This is a genomic window from Paraburkholderia monticola (assembly GCF_001580545.1).
Lineage (GTDB): Bacteria > Pseudomonadota > Gammaproteobacteria > Burkholderiales > Burkholderiaceae > Paraburkholderia > Paraburkholderia monticola.
The window spans coordinates 74,187-89,514 of the sequence record NZ_LRBG01000002.1 but is presented as its reverse complement, the minus strand read 5'-3'; the positions used below and the strand labels follow the sequence as shown (position 1 = coordinate 89,514).

Genomic DNA, 15,328 nt, shown 5'->3' with positions numbered 1-15,328 from the left:
GACGCGATGCAAACCAACCTCGCGGACTTCATTCGCAATACGCCCGATGGCAACGAAGCGGACGCCATCCTGCGCAAATGCGTGCATTGCGGTTTCTGCACGGCCACCTGCCCGACCTATCAACTGCTCGGCGACGAGCTCGACGGCCCGCGCGGGCGCATCTATCTGATCAAGCAGATGGTCGAAGGCGCGCCGATTACGCGCAGCACGCAGGTTCACCTCGACCGCTGCCTCACCTGCCGCAACTGCGAGTCGACGTGCCCGTCGGGCGTGCAATACGGGCGGCTCGTCGAAATCGGCCGCAAGCTGACTGAAGAGAAAGTCACGCGTCCGCTCAATCAACGGCTGATGCGGCGTCTGCTCGCGAGCGTGCTGCCGAACAGCGCGATCTTCACGCCCGCGATGCGCCTCGGCCAGCACGTGCGCGGCCTGTTGCCGAAGAAGCTGCGCGACAAGGTGCCGGCGCGCCAGCGTCCGCTCGAATGGCCGAGCGCGAAACACGAACGCAAGGTGCTGATGCTGGCGGGTTGCGTGCAACCGTCGATGATGCCGAACGTCAACATCGCGACCGCGCGCGTGTTCGATGCGCTCGGCATCGAGACGCTGGTCGCGCCCGAGGCCGGCTGCTGCGGCGCGATCCGCCTGCACCTCGGCTACCACGACGAAGCGCTCGACGACCTGCGCGCGAACATCGACGCATGGTGGCCCTACGTCGAACAGGGCGTCGAAGCGATCGTGATGAACGCGTCGGGCTGCGGCGCGACGGTCAAGGAATACGCGCACCTGCTGCGCCACGATCCCACGTATGCGGAGAGAGCGCGCCGCATCGTCGAACTGACGCGCGACGTCGCCGAGATCCTGCCCGAGTTCGAAGAACAGCTCGTCGCGATCACACGGCGCCGCTCGGTGCACACGGTCGCGTTTCATCCGCCCTGCACGCTGCAGCACGGTCAGCAGATCCGCGGCAAGGTCGAGCAACTGCTCGGCGCGCTCGGCGTCGAAGTGCGCCTGCCCGCCGATAGCCATCTGTGCTGCGGCTCGGCCGGCACCTATTCGCTGCTGCAGCCGCGCCTGTCGTATGCGCTGCGCGATCAGAAGCTCGAGCGTTTGCAGGCGCAGGAGCCGCAGGTGATCGTGTCGGCGAACGTGGGCTGCATCGCGCATCTGCAAAGCGGCACCTCGACGCCGGTCGCGCACTGGATCGAACTGGTGGAGCACATGCTGTCCGTATAATCGGGGCATCGTCTTCGCTGAATACCGGTTCGTTCCATGTCCGATCTGCTTCACTCTCTGCGTCACAACCTCGCTGACGTGCAGCAGCGCATCGCGAGAGCCGCGCAAGCGGCCGGCCGCGATGCGCAGTCCGTCACGCTGCTCGCGGTCTCCAAGACGTTTCCCGCCGATGCCGTGCGCGCCGCTCATGCGGCCGGTCAGCGTGCGTTCGGCGAAAACTACGTGCAGGAAGCGCTCGACAAGATCCAGACGCTCGCCGATCTGCGCGCGTCGCTCGAATGGCATTTCATCGGGCCGCTGCAATCGAACAAGACGCGGCCGGTCGCCGAGCATTTCGACTGGGTGCATTCGGTCGATCGGCTGAAGATCGCGCAGCGGCTCTCGGAGCAGCGCCCCGACAATCTGCCGCCGCTCAACGTGTGCCTGCAGGTCAACGTCAGCGGCGAGGCGTCGAAGAGCGGCGTCGCGATCGCCGAGGCGGCCGCTATCGCGCATCAGATCGCCGCGCTGCCGAAGCTGAAGCTGCGCGGCCTGATGTCGATTCCCGAACCGGCCGGCGATCTCGACGCGCAACGCGCGCCACATCGCGAACTGCGCGAGCTGTTCGAGCGCTTGCGTAACGACGGGCTCGCGCTCGATACGCTGTCGATGGGCATGTCGGCCGATCTCGAAGCCGCCGTGCTCGAAGGCGCGACGATCGTGCGCGTCGGCACCGCGATCTTCGGCGCGCGCGATTATTCGCGCTGAGGTTCGAAGCCCTCACTCGCATTTCCGCCTCTCACCTGAACCTATCCGGACCATCATGAAAATTGCGTTTATCGGCGGCGGCAACATGGCCGCGGCGTTGATCGGCGGCCTCATCAAACGGGGCGTCGCACCCGCGGACCTGTACGCGATCGATCCGAACGAAGACGCGCGCAAGCGCAACGAGCAGCAATTCGGTATCCGCACCGGCGCGGCCGCGGACGGCGCGCTCGCCGCCTACGACGCGGTTGTGCTCGCGGTGAAGCCGCAGATCCTGAAGAGCGTGGCCGAATCGGTGGCGCCGCATCTGCGCGCGGCGCAGCTGGTCGTCAGCATCGTCGCGGGCATTCGCATCGGCGACATGTCGCGCTGGCTCGCTGGCCATAGCCGCATCGTGCGCGTGATGCCGAATACCCCGGCGCTGATCGGCATGGGCGTGACGGGCCTCGTCGCCAGCGGCAGCGTCGACGAAGCGGGCCGCGCGCTGGCCTCGCAAGTGCTCGGTGCGGTCGGCGAAACGGTCTGGTTCGACGACGAAGCGAAGATCGACGCGGTCACCGCGATCTCAGGCAGCGGACCGGCCTACGTGTTCTATTTCATCGAAGCGCTGCAAGAAGCCGCGCGCCAGCTCGGCATGGACGAAGCGCAGGGCCGCGCGCTCGCGGTCGCGACGTTCACCGGCGCCGCGCAACTCGCGGCCAATTCCGACGAGCCGCCGAGCGTGCTGCGCGAGCGCGTGACGTCGAAAGGCGGCACGACCGCGGCGGCGCTCGCCTCGTTCGACGCGAGCGGCATCAAGGATGCGATCGTGCGTGGCGTGCTGGCCGCCGACGCGCGAGCGCGCGAGATGGGCGACGAGTTCGGCAAGCAGTAAAGGGAATCGGCGGGAACCGGCGGGCACCGGCGTCGCGAGGGAACAGCAGCGCTCCGACGCCGGCAATCCGCGTACGTGAATTAAAACGAAGCCACCACGTAGTGCGCGGCAATCCCCGCGAACAACGCGCCGCCGAGCCAGTTGTTGTGCCGGAACGCAGCGAAGCACGGCATGCGCTCGCGGTTGCGGATCAGCGTGTAGTGATAGCACGCGCACCCTGCCGCGGCCGCCCAGCCGAGCCAGTACAGCAGACCAAACCCGAGCGTCACGCCGATGCCAACGTAAATCCCGAGCGTCACGGCATAGCACAACATGACCGCGGTCACGTCGAAACGGCCGAAGGTCAGCGCCGACGTGCGGATGCCGATCTTGATGTCGTCATCGCGGTCGACCATCGCGTATTCGGTGTCGTACGCGACGGCCCAGAAGATATTCGCGATCAGCATGACCCAGGCGAGCGGCGGCACGTGATCCTGCACCGCGGCGAACGCCATCGGAATGCCAAAGCCGAACGCGATGCCCAGGTACGCCTGCGGAATCGCGAAGAAGCGCTTCATGAACGGATACGTGCCGGCGACGAACAACGCAACCACCGACAATTCCTTCGTCAACGCATTGAGCGGCTGAATCAGCAGAAACGCGACCAGCGACAGAACGGTGGCCAGCACGACCGCTTCCCATGCATTGATCTTGCCGGACGTGATCGGCCGGTTTTCGGTGCGCTTCACGTGACGGTCGAAATCGCGGTCCGCGTAGTCGTTGATCGCACAGCCGGCCGAGCGCATCAGCACCGTGCCGAGCGTGAAGATCACCAGCAGCTGCCACGATGGATGACCACCTGACGCGATCCACAGCGCATTGAGCGTCGGCCACAGCAGCAGCAGGCTGCCGATCGGCTTGTCCATGCGCACGAGGCGCAGATACAGGGGAAGTCGAGCGAACATGGGACGAACTCGGTGAAGTGCGAACACGGTCCGCCTATTTTACGGGAAGCGCACTGCGGCCCGGAGACGCGCGCCGGCTGCGCAAAAAACAAAGCCTCCCGTGCAGGGAGGCTTGTAGGCTTTCAGCTCAGCGCAGGCGTTGCCCACGCCGGCATCAGACGTGACTCGAGCGGCTTAACCGCGGCAACTCAGGCGAGCAGCGAGCGCAGCATCCACGCGGTTTTTTCGTGCGTCTGCATGCGTTGCGTGAGCAGATCGGCGGTCGGTTCGTCGTTAGCGGCTTCCGTCGACGGGAAGATCGCGCGCGCGGTGCGCACCACGGCTTCCTGACCTTCGACCAGCTGGCGGATCATGTCTTCCGCGGCCGGCACGCCATCCGCTTCGGGGATCGACGACAGCTTCGCGAAATCCCTGTAGCTGCCCGGCGCATGCACGCCCAGCGCGCGGATACGTTCGGCGATCGCATCGACCGCGAGCGCGAGTTCGTTGTACTGCGTTTCGAACATCAGATGCAGCGTGTTGAACATCGGACCCGTCACGTTCCAGTGAAAGTTGTGGGTCTTCAGATACAGCGTGTAGGTGTCGGCGAGCAGACGCGACAGACCATCGGCGATCTTCTTGCGATCCTTGTCGCTAATGCCGATGTTGACTTGCGGTGCGGCTGCGGTTTCTTTCTTGGCCATGATGACTCCTTCGAAGAGTGATACGAACCGGTCGGCAGATGACGGTCTGCGGAAACAGAGATAAAACGTTCGACAGTGTAGCGTGAAATGCCGCGAGGTTTCCGTGAGCCGTGCCTGAAAGCCTTGCTGCGCGGCCGTCCTGGCGGCCCAGCGCTCAGGCGCCCAGCGCGTGTTGCAACGCCTGCGCGGCGATCACCGCAAAGCCGCTCGCGACGATCGCAAAGCCCATGACCTTGCGCAGCATGACCGCCTGCCGTTGCGCCTCGATGTCGCGCGGGGCGACTGGAGCGCCAATGGTTGCCAGCATCGTCTGAATCATGATCGTACTCCCGGTTCGTATCGTGACGGCCGCGACGCAATGCGCCGCGGCGTCGGTTACCTTGTTACTGCTTACCTTTCTGCAATGCGGCGAGCGCCGCGATCACCCCTTGCGCGTAAGCCGGATCAGCGCGACGGAAATGCTCGATCTGACGCGCGACGATCTCCTGCGGCACGCCATCGATATGTCGCGCGATATTGCCGAACAGACGCTCACGCTGGGCGTCGTCGAACAACGCGAACAGCATGCGCGGCTGCGTGTAGTAGTCGTCGTCCTCGCGATGCTCGTAACGCGCGACCGCTCCCGCCGCGAGCGACGGCTCCGCGGCATTCGCGTCCTGCGCGAAGTCGCCGAAGCGATTCGGCTCGTAGTTCACGTTGCCGCCGAGATTGCCATCGGTGCGCATCGCGCCGTCGCGATGGAACGAATGCGCGCGCGGCACACGCGGCGCGTTCACCGGAATCTGATGGTGGTTGATACCGAGCCGGTAACGCTGGGTGTCACCGTACGAGAACAGACGCCCCTGCAACAGCCGGTCCGGCGAAAAGCCGATGCCCGGCACCACGTTCGCCGGCGTGAACGCTGCCTGTTCGACGTCCGCGAAATAGTTCGCCGCGTTGCGGTTCAACTCGATCGTGCCGACGTCGATCAACGGATAGTCCTTCTGCGACCACACCTTCGTGATGTCGAACGGGTTGAAGCGGTAATTCGCCGCGTCCGCTTCCGGCATCACCTGAATCGCGAAGCGCCACTTCGGGAAGTGGCCCGCGTCGATACTGTTCACCAGATCGCGCTGCGCGCTCTCGCGATCATTGGCGACCACCTGGGCGGCTTCGGCGTCGGTGAAGTTCTCGACGCCTTGCAGCGACTTGAAGTGAAACTTGACCCAGAAGCGCTCATCGTTCGCGTTGATGAACGAGTACGTGTGCGAGCCGAAGCCGTGCATCTGCCGGTAATTCTTCGGGATGCCGCGATCGCTCATCAGAATCGTCACCTGATGCAACGACTCAGGATGACGCGACCAGAAATCCCACGCGGCGACATTGCTGCGCAGATTCGTGTACGGATCGCGCTTTTGCGTATGAATGAAGTCCGGAAACTTCAAAGGATCGCGGATGAAGAACACAGGCGTGTTGTTGCCGACCACGTCCCAGTTGCCTTCTTCGGTGTAGAACTTGATCGAGAAGCCGCGCACGTCGCGCTCGGCGTCGGCCGCGCCACGCTCGCCGGCCACCGTCGAAAAGCGCATGAACAGCGGCGTTTCCTTGCCGACCTGCGCGAATACCTTCGCCTTCGTGTAGCGCGAAATGTCGTGCGTCACGCTCAGCGTGCCGAACGCACCCGAACCCTTCGCGTGAACACGACGCTCGGGAATCACTTCGCGATCGAAATGGGCGAGCTTTTCGAGCAGCCAGACGTCCTGCAACACGACCGGACCGCGCGGGCCGGCGGTCATCGAGTTCTGGTTGTCGGCGACGGGGGCGCCGGCGGCGTTGCTGAGCTTATGTTCGGACATGCGTACTCCTGCGTGAATTTTTTCGGATCAGAGGAAAAGCGCGCGGCATCCGCTCGGCGGATGCCGTGGTGGATCGACAGGTCAGGCGCCCAGCACCCGGTCGACCAGCAACGACACGGCGATCGTGCGGATGCTTAGCGCGACGGCCGCGGTGGCCGGTTGAGCAGGAACAGCGTGGATGGACTGAGAATCCGCTTGCATGGTGTTTTCCTCCGGGCTGGCCTCACGCCCCTAGTCTTGGGACGGGCGCTGAGCCTTGTCGAATAAGGGGATCGGGCGATCCCTGGAGGAAACTATATCAACCCTATCGAATATTCGTATTTGATTAATTTTATCTATTCGATAGGGCTTGCGCCCTTTTATGCAGCGCGACGGCGAGTCAGTTGACGGCGGCCGGCAGATCGAGCTTTCTGACGCCCGGCAGGTCGCAGGCGGCGATGGCTTCGCAGATCGCCTCGATTGCGGGCATGCGCGTGAAGCTCTTACGCCACGCGAGCACGACGCGGCGATCGGGGACCGGCTCGTCGAACGCGACGTAGCTGAGCAGGCCCGCATCGATACCGCCCGCATGCGGCTTGACCTCGTGCACCGACATGCGCGGCAGCACGGTAATACCGACGCCGCTCGCGACCATATGGCGGATCGTTTCGAGCGACGAGCCCTCGAAGGTCTTCTGGATGCCATCCGCGTTCTGCGAGAAGCGCATCAGCTCGGGACACACGCCGAGCACGTGATCGCGGAAACAATGGCCGCTGCCGAGCAGCAGCATGGTTTCCTGCTTCAGGTCGTCAGGGTCGATCTTCGGGCGGCTTTCCCACGCGTGACCGGACGGCAGCGCGACGACGAACGGCTCGTCGTACAGCGGGCGCAGCATCAGACCCGTTTCGGGAAACGGCAGCGCCATGATCGCGACGTCGATTTCGCCCTGCTTGAGCAGCTCGATCAGCTTCAGCGTGTAGTTTTCCTGCAGCATCAGCGGCATTTGCGGCACGCGCCGGATCATCTGCTTGACGAGCGTCGGCAGCAGGTACGGTCCGATCGTGTAGATCACGCCGAGGCGCAGCGGACCGATCAGCGGGTCCTTGCCCTGCTTGGCGATTTCCTTGATGGCGAGCGTCTGCTCGAGCACCCGTTGCGCCTGCGTGACGATCTGTTCGCCGATCGGCGTGACGCTGACCTCGCTGGTGCCGCGCTCGAAAATCTGCACGTTCAGCTCGTCTTCGAGCTTCTTGATGGCCACGGACAGCGTGGGCTGGCTGACGAAACACGCTTCGGCGGCGCGGCCGAAGTGCCGCTCGCGGGCCACCGCCACAATGTATTTCAATTCGGTGAGCGTCATTCGGGGATCAATCAGTCCGATGGATTCGATAGATTCTAGTTATACACCTATAGGGTCGGTTCGCCAAGCTTTTAGCCGATCCGCAGACCGCGGGCGCTGCGCTCAAGCCTTCAGATACTGCTCGCGCGCGCCGAGCCAGCGCGCCAGATGCTGGAGAACGACGTCCGGATACTGCTCGAGCAGCGTCGCGGCGGCTTCGCGCGCCGGCTCGATCAGGTGCTGATCGTTCTGCAGGTCGGCGAAACGCAGCATCGCCGCACCCGACTGCCGCGCGCCGAGAAACTCGCCGGGGCCGCGGATTTCGAGGTCGCGCCGGGCGATCTCGAAGCCGTCGGTGGTTTCGCGCATCGTCTGCAGGCGTGCGCGGGCCGTCATCGAGAGCGGCCCGGTGTAGAGCAGCACACAGACCGACGCGGCACTGCCGCGCCCCACCCGTCCGCGCAACTGATGCAGCTGCGCGAGACCGAAGCGCTCGGCATGCTCGATCACCATCAGCGACGCGTTCGGCACGTCGACGCCCACTTCGATCACCGTGGTCGCGACCAGCAGCTGGATCTCGTTGCGCGAGAACGCGTCCATCACCGCGGCCTTTTCGGCCGGCGCGAGACGCCCATGCACGAGCCCGACCTTCAGCTCCGGCAGCGCGGCCACCAGCGTCTCGTAGGTCTCGACCGCGGTTTGCAATTGCAGCGTCTCGCTTTCCTCGATCAGAGGACACACCCAGTACACCTGGCGCCCCGTCAGCGCCGCCTCGCGCACGCGGCCGATCACCTCTTCGCGGCGCGCGTCGGACACGAGCTTCGTGAGGATCGGCGTGCGGCCGGGGGGCAGTTCGTCGATCGTGGAGACGTCGAGGTCCGCGTAGTAGGTCATGGCGAGCGTGCGCGGAATCGGCGTCGCCGACATCATCAATTGATGCGGCTGGAAGTCGGCCGCGCCGTCGGCGGCGCCCTGCGCCTTCGCGCGCAGCGCGAGCCGCTGCGCGACGCCGAAGCGATGCTGTTCGTCGACGATCACGAGCCCCAGGCGCGCGAACTCGACCGCGTCCTGGATGATCGCGTGCGTGCCGATCACGAGCTGCGCGGTGCCGAGCGCGGCCGCTTCGATCGCGGCGCGCTTCTCCTTCGTCTTCAGACTGCCCGCGAGCCACGCGACGCTCACGCCGAGCGGCTCGAGCCAGCCGCGCAACTTGCGCGCGTGCTGCTCGGCGAGGATTTCGGTCGGCGCCATCAGCGCGGCCTGGTAGCCGGCGTCGATCGCCTGCGCGGCGGCGAGCGCCGCGACGATCGTCTTACCGCTGCCGACGTCGCCCTGCAACAGCCGCTGCATCGGATGCGGCTGCGTCAGATCGAGCGCGATCTCGCCGCCGACGCGCTCCTGCGCGGCCGTCAGCGAAAACGGCAGCGCCTTCTGGAGCCGCGCGACCAACGCCGCCTCGTCGCCGAGCTTACGGCGCGGCATCGCCGGCGCGGCGCGCTCGCGACGCTCGTCGTGCGCGCGCTTGAGCGACATCTGCTGCGCGAGCAGTTCCTCGAGCTTGATGCGCACCCAGGCCGGATGCGTACCGTCGATCAGCGCCGTTTCGTCCGACTGCGCGCCCGGATGATGCAGCGTGCGCACCGCGTCCATCAGCGACGGCACGCCGAGCGGTTCGAAAAACGCGCGCGCGACCGGCTCGGGCAGCAGCTCCGGCAGCGAGGTGCGCGCGAGCGCGTTGTCGATCGCCTTGCGCAGATATGCCTGCGACACGCCCGCCGTGCTCGGATAGACCGGCGTCAGCGCCTGGGGCAGCGGCGTGTCTTCGTCGACGACGCGCACGGCGGGGTGCACCATCTCCATGCCGAAGAAGCCGCCGCGCACGTCGCCGCGCACGCGCAGGCGCGCGCCGGGTGCCATCTGCTTGACCTGCGAGCCATAGAAATTCAGAAAGCGCAGCACGAGTTCGTCGCCGTCGGCGTCGCGCAGCTTCACGAGAAGCTGCCGGCGCGGGCGATAGGCGATCTCGTTGTCGAACACCACGCCCTCGGTTTGCGCGATGCCGCCCGGCAGCAGGTGGCCGATCGGCGTCAGCGAGGTTTCGTCTTCGTAGCGCATCGGCAGATGCAGCACGAGATCGATGTCGCGCGTGAGGCCGAGTTTGGCGAGCTTGTCGGCGGTTTTGACGGGGGCTTTGGGGGCGGACTTTGCCGTGGTGCCGCCTTCGGCCGCCTCGCTCTCCCCCGTCTCCGCTCGGGCACCGGGGCGCCGCGGTTCGGCGCCCGCTTCGAGGGTGGCAACGGACGTTCGGCGGTCGGACAAAGGCATGGGCTGCTTCGCAAGTACAATATCGGCTGCTGTCGAAAGGAAAGTCGTGCCGCCCTTCGCGCGTCCAACGTAGGCAGGATGCGGCTCAGGGCGCGCGCGGGCTGCTTCGGCGTCCCGCCATCATAGCCGCCCGGCTCCGGCTTCGGCTCAATTCAGTCCCAAATCCAGTTCAACCCGGCAGTCCCAACCCGGCAGTCCCAACCCGCTTCCAGTCTTTCGCATGTTTACGCTTTCCGATTTCGATTTCGATCTGCCGCCCGAGCTGATCGCGCAAGTCGCGCTGCCCGAGCGCAGCGCCAGCCGTCTGCTCGACGTGGACGCCGCAGGCGCCGCCGATGGCGCCGCTCGCCTGATCGACCGTCGCTTCACCGAGTTGCCCGAGTGCCTCGCGCCGGGCGATCTGCTCGTCTTCAACGACACCAAAGTGCTGAAGGCGCGCTTCTTCGGCCAGAAGGCGAGCGGCGGCAAGGTCGAAGTGCTGGTCGAGCGCCTGACCGGCGAGCGCAGCGCGCTCGCGCAGATTCGCGCGAGCAAGAGCCCGCAGGCGGGCACGGCGATCCGCCTCGCGGATGCGTTCGACGTCACCGTCGGCGAGCGCGTCGATCAGTTCTACACGCTGCATTTCCCCGCCGACTGTCTGACGCTGATCGAGCAGTACGGCCGTCTGCCGCTGCCGCCGTACATCGAGCACGATCCCGACGCAACCGACGAAACCCGCTACCAGACCGTGTTCGCCCAAAACCCGGGCGCGGTCGCCGCGCCGACCGCCGGCCTGCACTTCGACGACGCGCTGCTCGCGAGGCTCGACGCGCATGGCGTCGAACGCGCAACGCTGACGCTGCACGTCGGCGCCGGCACGTTCCAGCCGGTGCGGGTCGAGAACATCGCCGAGCACAAGATGCACAGCGAGTGGTATCACCTGCCGCAAGCGCTCGCGGACAAGATCGCCGCGACCAAAGCGCGCGGCAACCGCGTGATCGCGGTCGGCACGACCTCGATGCGCGCGCTCGAAGCCGCCGCGCGCGACGCCGAAGCCGCCGGCCACCCGCTCGCCGCGGCGAGCGCGGAAACCGACATCTTCATCACGCCGGGCTACCGGTTTCGCGTGGTCGACCGGCTGGTCACGAACTTCCATTTGCCGAAGTCGACGCTGCTGATGCTGGTGTCGGCGTTCGCGGGCGTCGAGACGATTCGCGCCGCGTACCGTCATGCGATCGAGGAGCGCTACCGCTTTTTCAGCTACGGTGACGCGATGCTGCTCACGCGGCGCGATGCATAGACCGGTTCAAGCGCCGCTTCGACGTTTTGCCGCTTCGACGGTTTGCCGTTTTCCCAGCCGCCGCGATCCGTCGTGGCGGTTTTCATTGATTGCGCCGGACTGTTTTCCGGTAGCACAGGAGTGAACCCAATGACCCTCGGTCATCCCTCGCAACAGACTGCCCACGAGCGCCCGCAAGACGACATCGGCGGCCTCAAATTCGAACTGCTCGGCACCGACGGCCTCGCGCGCCGCGGCCGCGTCACGCTCAATCACGGCGTGGTCGAAACGCCGATCTTCATGCCGGTCGGCACCTACGGCACCGTGAAGGCGGTCCAGCCGCGCGAGCTCGAAGAAATGCACGCGCAGATCATCCTCGGCAACACGTTTCACCTGTGGCTGCGCCCCGGCCTCGAAACGATCGAGGCGCACGGCGGCCTGCACGGCTTCATGGGCTGGAACAAGCCGATCCTGACCGACTCGGGCGGCTTCCAGGTGTTCTCGCTCGGCGATCTGCGCAAGATCACCGAGGACGGCGTCACGTTCGCGTCGCCGATCAATGGCGACCGGCTGTTCCTGTCGCCGGAAGTGTCGATGCAGATCCAGAAGGTGCTGAACTCGGACATCGTCATGCAGTTCGACGAGTGCACGCCGTACGCGACCAACAACATCCCGACCTCGCACAAGGACGCGGCCGAATCGATGCGCATGTCGATGCGCTGGGCGCAACGCTCGATCGACGAATTCCAGCGCCTCGGCAATCCGAATGCCCTCTTCGGCATCGTGCAGGGCGGGATGTTCGAGGATCTGCGCGACGAGTCGCTCGCCGGCCTCGCGGAAAAGAACTTCCACGGCCTCGCGATCGGCGGTCTGTCGGTCGGCGAGCCGAAGGAAGACATGATGCGCATCCTGAACCACATCGGCCCGAAGCTGCCGGCCGACAAGCCGCACTACCTGATGGGCGTGGGCACGCCGGAAGATCTCGTGGCCGGCGTCGCGGCCGGCGTCGACATGTTCGACTGCGTGATGCCGACCCGCAACGCGCGCAACGGCTGGCTCTTCACGCGTTTCGGCGACGTCAAGATCCGCAACGCCACGCACAAGAACTCGCTGCGCCCGCTCGACGAGCAATGCGGCTGCTACACCTGCCGCAATTTCACGCGCGGCTATCTGCACCACCTGCACCGCGTCGGCGAAATCCTCGGCGCGCAGCTGAACACGATCCACAACCTGCACTACTACCTGGAACTGATGCAGGAAATGCGCGACGCGATCGAGGCAAAGCTGTTCGACGCCTTCCGCAAGCGCTTCCACGAAGATCGCGCGCGCGGCGTCGAAGCGTCGTCCTGACGGCGCGGCGCGCGGATTCCGCTAAGGAATCCGCGCTTTCATCGCGTGCCGCAGGTCGACAACTTACAATTCACTTTCGCCGAGTGCTGAATTTGCCCCGAATCGGACCGATAAACGGTTGATCGCAAAGCCGATTCGCCGCGCCGGCGCGCGTGTGGCCGGTGGTAGAATAATCGGCTGACTTTTTAGCTACTTTTGACTGAGAACGGAGAGACCAACGTGTCGTTTATTTCCAATGCCTATGCACAAGGCGCAGCAGCTGGTGGCATCGAATCGAACCTGATGAGCTTCCTGCCGCTGATCCTGATGTTCGGCGTGCTGTACTTCATCATGATTCGCCCGCAAATGAAGCGCCAGAAGGAACATCGCAACATGCTCTCAGCGATGGCCAAGGGCGACGAAGTCGTGACGAACGGCGGCATCGTCGGCAAGGTGACGAAGGTCGGCGAAGCCTACGTCGGCGTCGAAATCTCGGAAGGTACGGAAATCACCGTGCAAAAGGCGTCGATCACGACGATTCTCCCGAAGGGCACGATCAAGTCGCTTTAAGGCCTGCTCTCCCGCGTCCGGCGCGGCCTCGCCGGCAGTTCAGGCACTTCGCCGAACCGCCCGCGCTCATCGCCGGACGCATCGCATCCAAGCCAACCTTCCCGTTGGACCACTCATGAATCGCTACCCCCTCTGGAAATACGCCGTGATGCTGGTGGCTCTGGTCATCGGCCTCGTGTACACGCTGCCCAATCTGTACGGCGAAGCGCCGGCGGTGCAGGTGTCGAGCGGCAAGGCCACGGTCAGGCTCGACGCCACCACGCTCGCGTCGGTCGAAGCCGCGCTCGCGTCCAATCAGATCAAGCCGACCGCGGTCACGTTCGACAACTCGCAGACCAACGCGAACATCCGCGTGCGCCTGACGGACACGGACACGCAGCTGCGCGTGAAAGACCTGCTGCAGAAGTCGCTCAATAGCGACCCGAACGACCCGCAGTACATCGTCGCACTGAACCTGCAAAGCGCGTCGCCGAGCTGGATGACCGCGCTGCGCGCACTGCCGATGTACCTCGGTCTCGACCTGCGCGGCGGCGTGCACTTCCTGCTGCAGGTCGACATGGCCGGCGCGCTGAACAAGAAACTCGATTCGGACGCCTCGGACGTGCGCACGCTTTTGCGCGACAACAACGTGCGCGACGGCGGCGTGAATCGCGTGGGCCAGTCGGTGGTGGTGAATCTGGCCGACCAGGCCACGGCGGACGCGGCGCTCAAGCTGCTCGGCCGCGGCGTCAGCGAACTGCAGTGGGCGTCGCAGCCGAACACCGGCGCGGACGGCGGCGTGCAGCTCGTCGGCACTTTCACGCCGGCCGTGCAGCGCGCGGTGCAGGACGCCGCGCTCAAGCAGAACATCACGACGCTGCATAACCGCGTGAACGAACTCGGCGTGGCCGAGCCGGTGATCCAGCAACAGGGCGCGGACCGCATCGTGGTCGAGCTGCCGGGCGTGCAGGACACCGCGAAGGCGAAGGACATCATCGGCCGTACGGCGACGCTCGAAGCGCGCCTCGCCGACCCGGTCAACACGCATCCGAATCCGAACGACCCGGTGCCGCCGGGCGATGAACTCTTCACGCAAGGCAACCAGGCGCCGGTGCTGCTGCGCAAGCAGGTGATCTTCACCGGCGACCGCATCATCGACGCATCGGCGGGCTTCGACGAGCATCAGCGTCCGTCCGTCAACATCCGTCTCGACTCGGCCGGCGGCCGCGCGGTGCGCGCGGTATCGCGCGACAACATCGGCAAGCCGATGGCGATGGTGCTGTTCGAGCGCGGCAAGGGCGAAGTGCTGACGGTCGCGACCATTCAGTCGGAACTCGGCGACCGCTTCCAGATCACCGGCCAGCCGACCCCGCAAGCGGCCGCCGACCTCGCGCTGCTGCTGCGCGCCGGTTCGCTCGCCGCGCCGATGGAAATCATCGAGGAACGCACGATCGGCCCGAGCCTCGGCGCCGACAACATCAAGAAGGGCTTCCACTCGGTCGTGTGGGGCTTCGCGGCGATCGCCGTGTTCATGATCGCGTACTACATGCTGTTCGGCGTGATCTCGATGATCGGCCTGTCCGTGAACCTGCTGCTGCTGGTTGCGGTGCTGTCGATGCTGCAGGCCACGCTCACGCTGCCGGGTATCGCCGCTATCGCGCTCGCGCTCGGTATGGCGATCGACGCGAACGTGCTGATCAACGAGCGCGTGCGCGAAGAACTGCGCAACGGCGCGCCGCCGCAACTGGCCATCCAGAACGGCTACGCGCATGCATGGGCCACGATTCTCGACTCGAACGTGACCACGCTGATCGCCGGCCTCGCGCTGCTCGCGTTCGGCTCGGGTCCGGTGCGCGGCTTCGCGATCGTCCACTGTATCGGCATTCTGACGTCGATGTTCTCGGCGGTGTTCTTCTCGCGCGGCATCGTCAACTTCTGGTACGGCGGCAAGAAGAAGCTGAAGTCGCTGTCGATCGGCCAGGTATGGCGTCCGCAAGCGGCGGCGGCAGGCTCGGCCGCCTATGCGGGCAACAGCCTCGGCGAGAACGACGCCGCGACCGACACCGCGCAGGCCATCGCCACGGCGAAGGCGAGCGCGAAGGCAAGTTCGAAGGCACCGGCCGCGGCCGGCGCGCAGGGTCGCGCGAAGCCGACCGTGCGTCGCCGCAATACGCCGGGTACGTCGACGTCGAACGACTCGACGCCGCAGAAACCGGGTTCATCCCGCTGAGTCCCG

The 15,328-nt window shown here is 65.6% G+C and carries 13 protein-coding genes; 7 read left to right on the top strand and 6 right to left on the bottom strand.

Annotated elements, in window-relative coordinates:
* The first annotated feature begins 6 nt into the window (after positions 1 to 6).
* From glcF to proC, 3 genes are read left to right on the top strand one after another with little or no spacing between them, the layout of a single operon-like run.
* Positions 7 to 1,233 carry a glycolate oxidase subunit GlcF gene (gene glcF / locus CI15_RS02520; RefSeq protein WP_062124055.1) on the top strand — a complete coding sequence of 409 codons (1,227 nt, stop codon included), beginning with the start codon at positions 7 to 9 and terminating at the stop codon, positions 1,231 to 1,233.
* A gap of 36 nt (positions 1,234 to 1,269) precedes the next feature.
* Complete coding sequence (locus tag CI15_RS02515) at positions 1,270 to 1,980, top strand: YggS family pyridoxal phosphate-dependent enzyme (protein ID WP_062124053.1); 711 nt, start codon at positions 1,270 to 1,272, stop codon at positions 1,978 to 1,980.
* A gap of 55 nt (positions 1,981 to 2,035) precedes the next feature.
* Complete coding sequence (gene proC, locus CI15_RS02510; protein WP_062124051.1) at positions 2,036 to 2,851, top strand: pyrroline-5-carboxylate reductase; 816 nt, start codon at positions 2,036 to 2,038, stop codon at positions 2,849 to 2,851.
* A gap of 80 nt (positions 2,852 to 2,931) precedes the next feature.
* On the opposite strand, the gene ubiA is transcribed toward proC, so the two are convergent.
* The 6 genes from ubiA to recG all read right to left on the bottom strand — a co-directional run bounded on the left by ubiA (position 2,932) and on the right by recG (position 9,956).
* Positions 2,932 to 3,795 carry a 4-hydroxybenzoate octaprenyltransferase gene (gene ubiA, locus CI15_RS02505; protein ID WP_062124049.1) on the bottom strand — a complete coding sequence of 288 codons (864 nt, stop codon included), beginning with the start codon at positions 3,793 to 3,795 and terminating at the stop codon, positions 2,932 to 2,934.
* A gap of 188 nt (positions 3,796 to 3,983) precedes the next feature.
* Complete coding sequence (locus tag CI15_RS02500) at positions 3,984 to 4,478, bottom strand: Dps family protein (RefSeq protein WP_062124047.1); 495 nt, start codon at positions 4,476 to 4,478, stop codon at positions 3,984 to 3,986.
* A gap of 154 nt (positions 4,479 to 4,632) precedes the next feature.
* Entirely contained in the window at positions 4,633 to 4,797 is a 165-nt protein-coding gene (locus tag CI15_RS37215) for a hypothetical protein (RefSeq protein ID WP_162842036.1), read from the bottom strand.
* A 64-nt stretch (positions 4,798 to 4,861) separates the two neighbouring features.
* On the bottom strand, positions 4,862 to 6,313 hold the full coding sequence (locus CI15_RS02495; protein ID WP_062124045.1) for a catalase: 1,452 nt from the start codon (positions 6,311 to 6,313) through the stop codon (positions 4,862 to 4,864).
* A gap of 379 nt (positions 6,314 to 6,692) precedes the next feature.
* A complete protein-coding gene (locus tag CI15_RS02490) occupies positions 6,693 to 7,652 on the bottom strand; it encodes a LysR substrate-binding domain-containing protein (RefSeq protein ID WP_062124043.1) in 960 nt (319 codons plus the stop codon).
* Between the two features lie 102 nt (positions 7,653 to 7,754).
* Positions 7,755 to 9,956 carry an ATP-dependent DNA helicase RecG gene (gene recG, locus CI15_RS02485; RefSeq protein ID WP_062124041.1) on the bottom strand — a complete coding sequence of 734 codons (2,202 nt, stop codon included), beginning with the start codon at positions 9,954 to 9,956 and terminating at the stop codon, positions 7,755 to 7,757.
* Positions 9,957 to 10,176: 220 nt separating this feature from the next.
* On the opposite strand from recG, the gene queA reads away from it, so the two are divergent.
* The 4 genes from queA (at position 10,177) to secD (ending at position 15,322) form a co-directional block, all read left to right on the top strand.
* Positions 10,177 to 11,235, top strand: coding sequence for a tRNA preQ1(34) S-adenosylmethionine ribosyltransferase-isomerase QueA (gene queA / locus CI15_RS02480; protein WP_062124039.1), 1,059 nt, complete (start codon positions 10,177 to 10,179; stop codon positions 11,233 to 11,235).
* A 129-nt stretch (positions 11,236 to 11,364) separates the two neighbouring features.
* On the top strand, positions 11,365 to 12,564 hold the full coding sequence (gene tgt, locus CI15_RS02475; protein ID WP_062124037.1) for a tRNA guanosine(34) transglycosylase Tgt: 1,200 nt from the start codon (positions 11,365 to 11,367) through the stop codon (positions 12,562 to 12,564).
* A gap of 219 nt (positions 12,565 to 12,783) precedes the next feature.
* Positions 12,784 to 13,113, top strand: a complete 330-nt coding sequence (yajC, locus tag CI15_RS02470) for a preprotein translocase subunit YajC (protein WP_062124035.1) — start codon at positions 12,784 to 12,786, stop codon at positions 13,111 to 13,113.
* 115 nt (positions 13,114 to 13,228) lie between these two features.
* On the top strand, positions 13,229 to 15,322 hold the full coding sequence (secD, locus tag CI15_RS02465) for a protein translocase subunit SecD (protein ID WP_062124033.1): 2,094 nt from the start codon (positions 13,229 to 13,231) through the stop codon (positions 15,320 to 15,322).
* Positions 15,323 to 15,328 lie beyond the last annotated feature (6 nt).

Excerpts from the sequence above, each read along its gene's own strand:
- CI15_RS37215 (WP_162842036.1), bottom strand. The coding sequence starts at position 4,797 with ATGATTCAGACGATGCTGGCAACCATTGGCGCTCCAGTCGCCCCGCGC.
- recG (WP_062124041.1), bottom strand. The coding sequence starts at position 9,956 with ATGCCTTTGTCCGACCGCCGAACGTCCGTTGCCACCCTCGAAGCGGGC.
- queA (WP_062124039.1), top strand. The coding sequence starts at position 10,177 with ATGTTTACGCTTTCCGATTTCGATTTCGATCTGCCGCCCGAGCTGATC.
- secD (WP_062124033.1), top strand. The coding sequence starts at position 13,229 with ATGAATCGCTACCCCCTCTGGAAATACGCCGTGATGCTGGTGGCTCTG.
- CI15_RS02495 (WP_062124045.1), bottom strand. The coding sequence starts at position 6,313 with ATGTCCGAACATAAGCTCAGCAACGCCGCCGGCGCCCCCGTCGCCGAC.
- glcF (WP_062124055.1), top strand. The coding sequence starts at position 7 with ATGCAAACCAACCTCGCGGACTTCATTCGCAATACGCCCGATGGCAAC.
- ubiA (WP_062124049.1), bottom strand. The coding sequence starts at position 3,795 with ATGTTCGCTCGACTTCCCCTGTATCTGCGCCTCGTGCGCATGGACAAG.
- CI15_RS02490 (WP_062124043.1), bottom strand. The coding sequence starts at position 7,652 with ATGACGCTCACCGAATTGAAATACATTGTGGCGGTGGCCCGCGAGCGG.
- CI15_RS02500 (WP_062124047.1), bottom strand. The coding sequence starts at position 4,478 with ATGGCCAAGAAAGAAACCGCAGCCGCACCGCAAGTCAACATCGGCATT.
- tgt (WP_062124037.1), top strand. The coding sequence starts at position 11,365 with ATGACCCTCGGTCATCCCTCGCAACAGACTGCCCACGAGCGCCCGCAA.
- CI15_RS02515 (WP_062124053.1), top strand. The coding sequence starts at position 1,270 with ATGTCCGATCTGCTTCACTCTCTGCGTCACAACCTCGCTGACGTGCAG.
- proC (WP_062124051.1), top strand. The coding sequence starts at position 2,036 with ATGAAAATTGCGTTTATCGGCGGCGGCAACATGGCCGCGGCGTTGATC.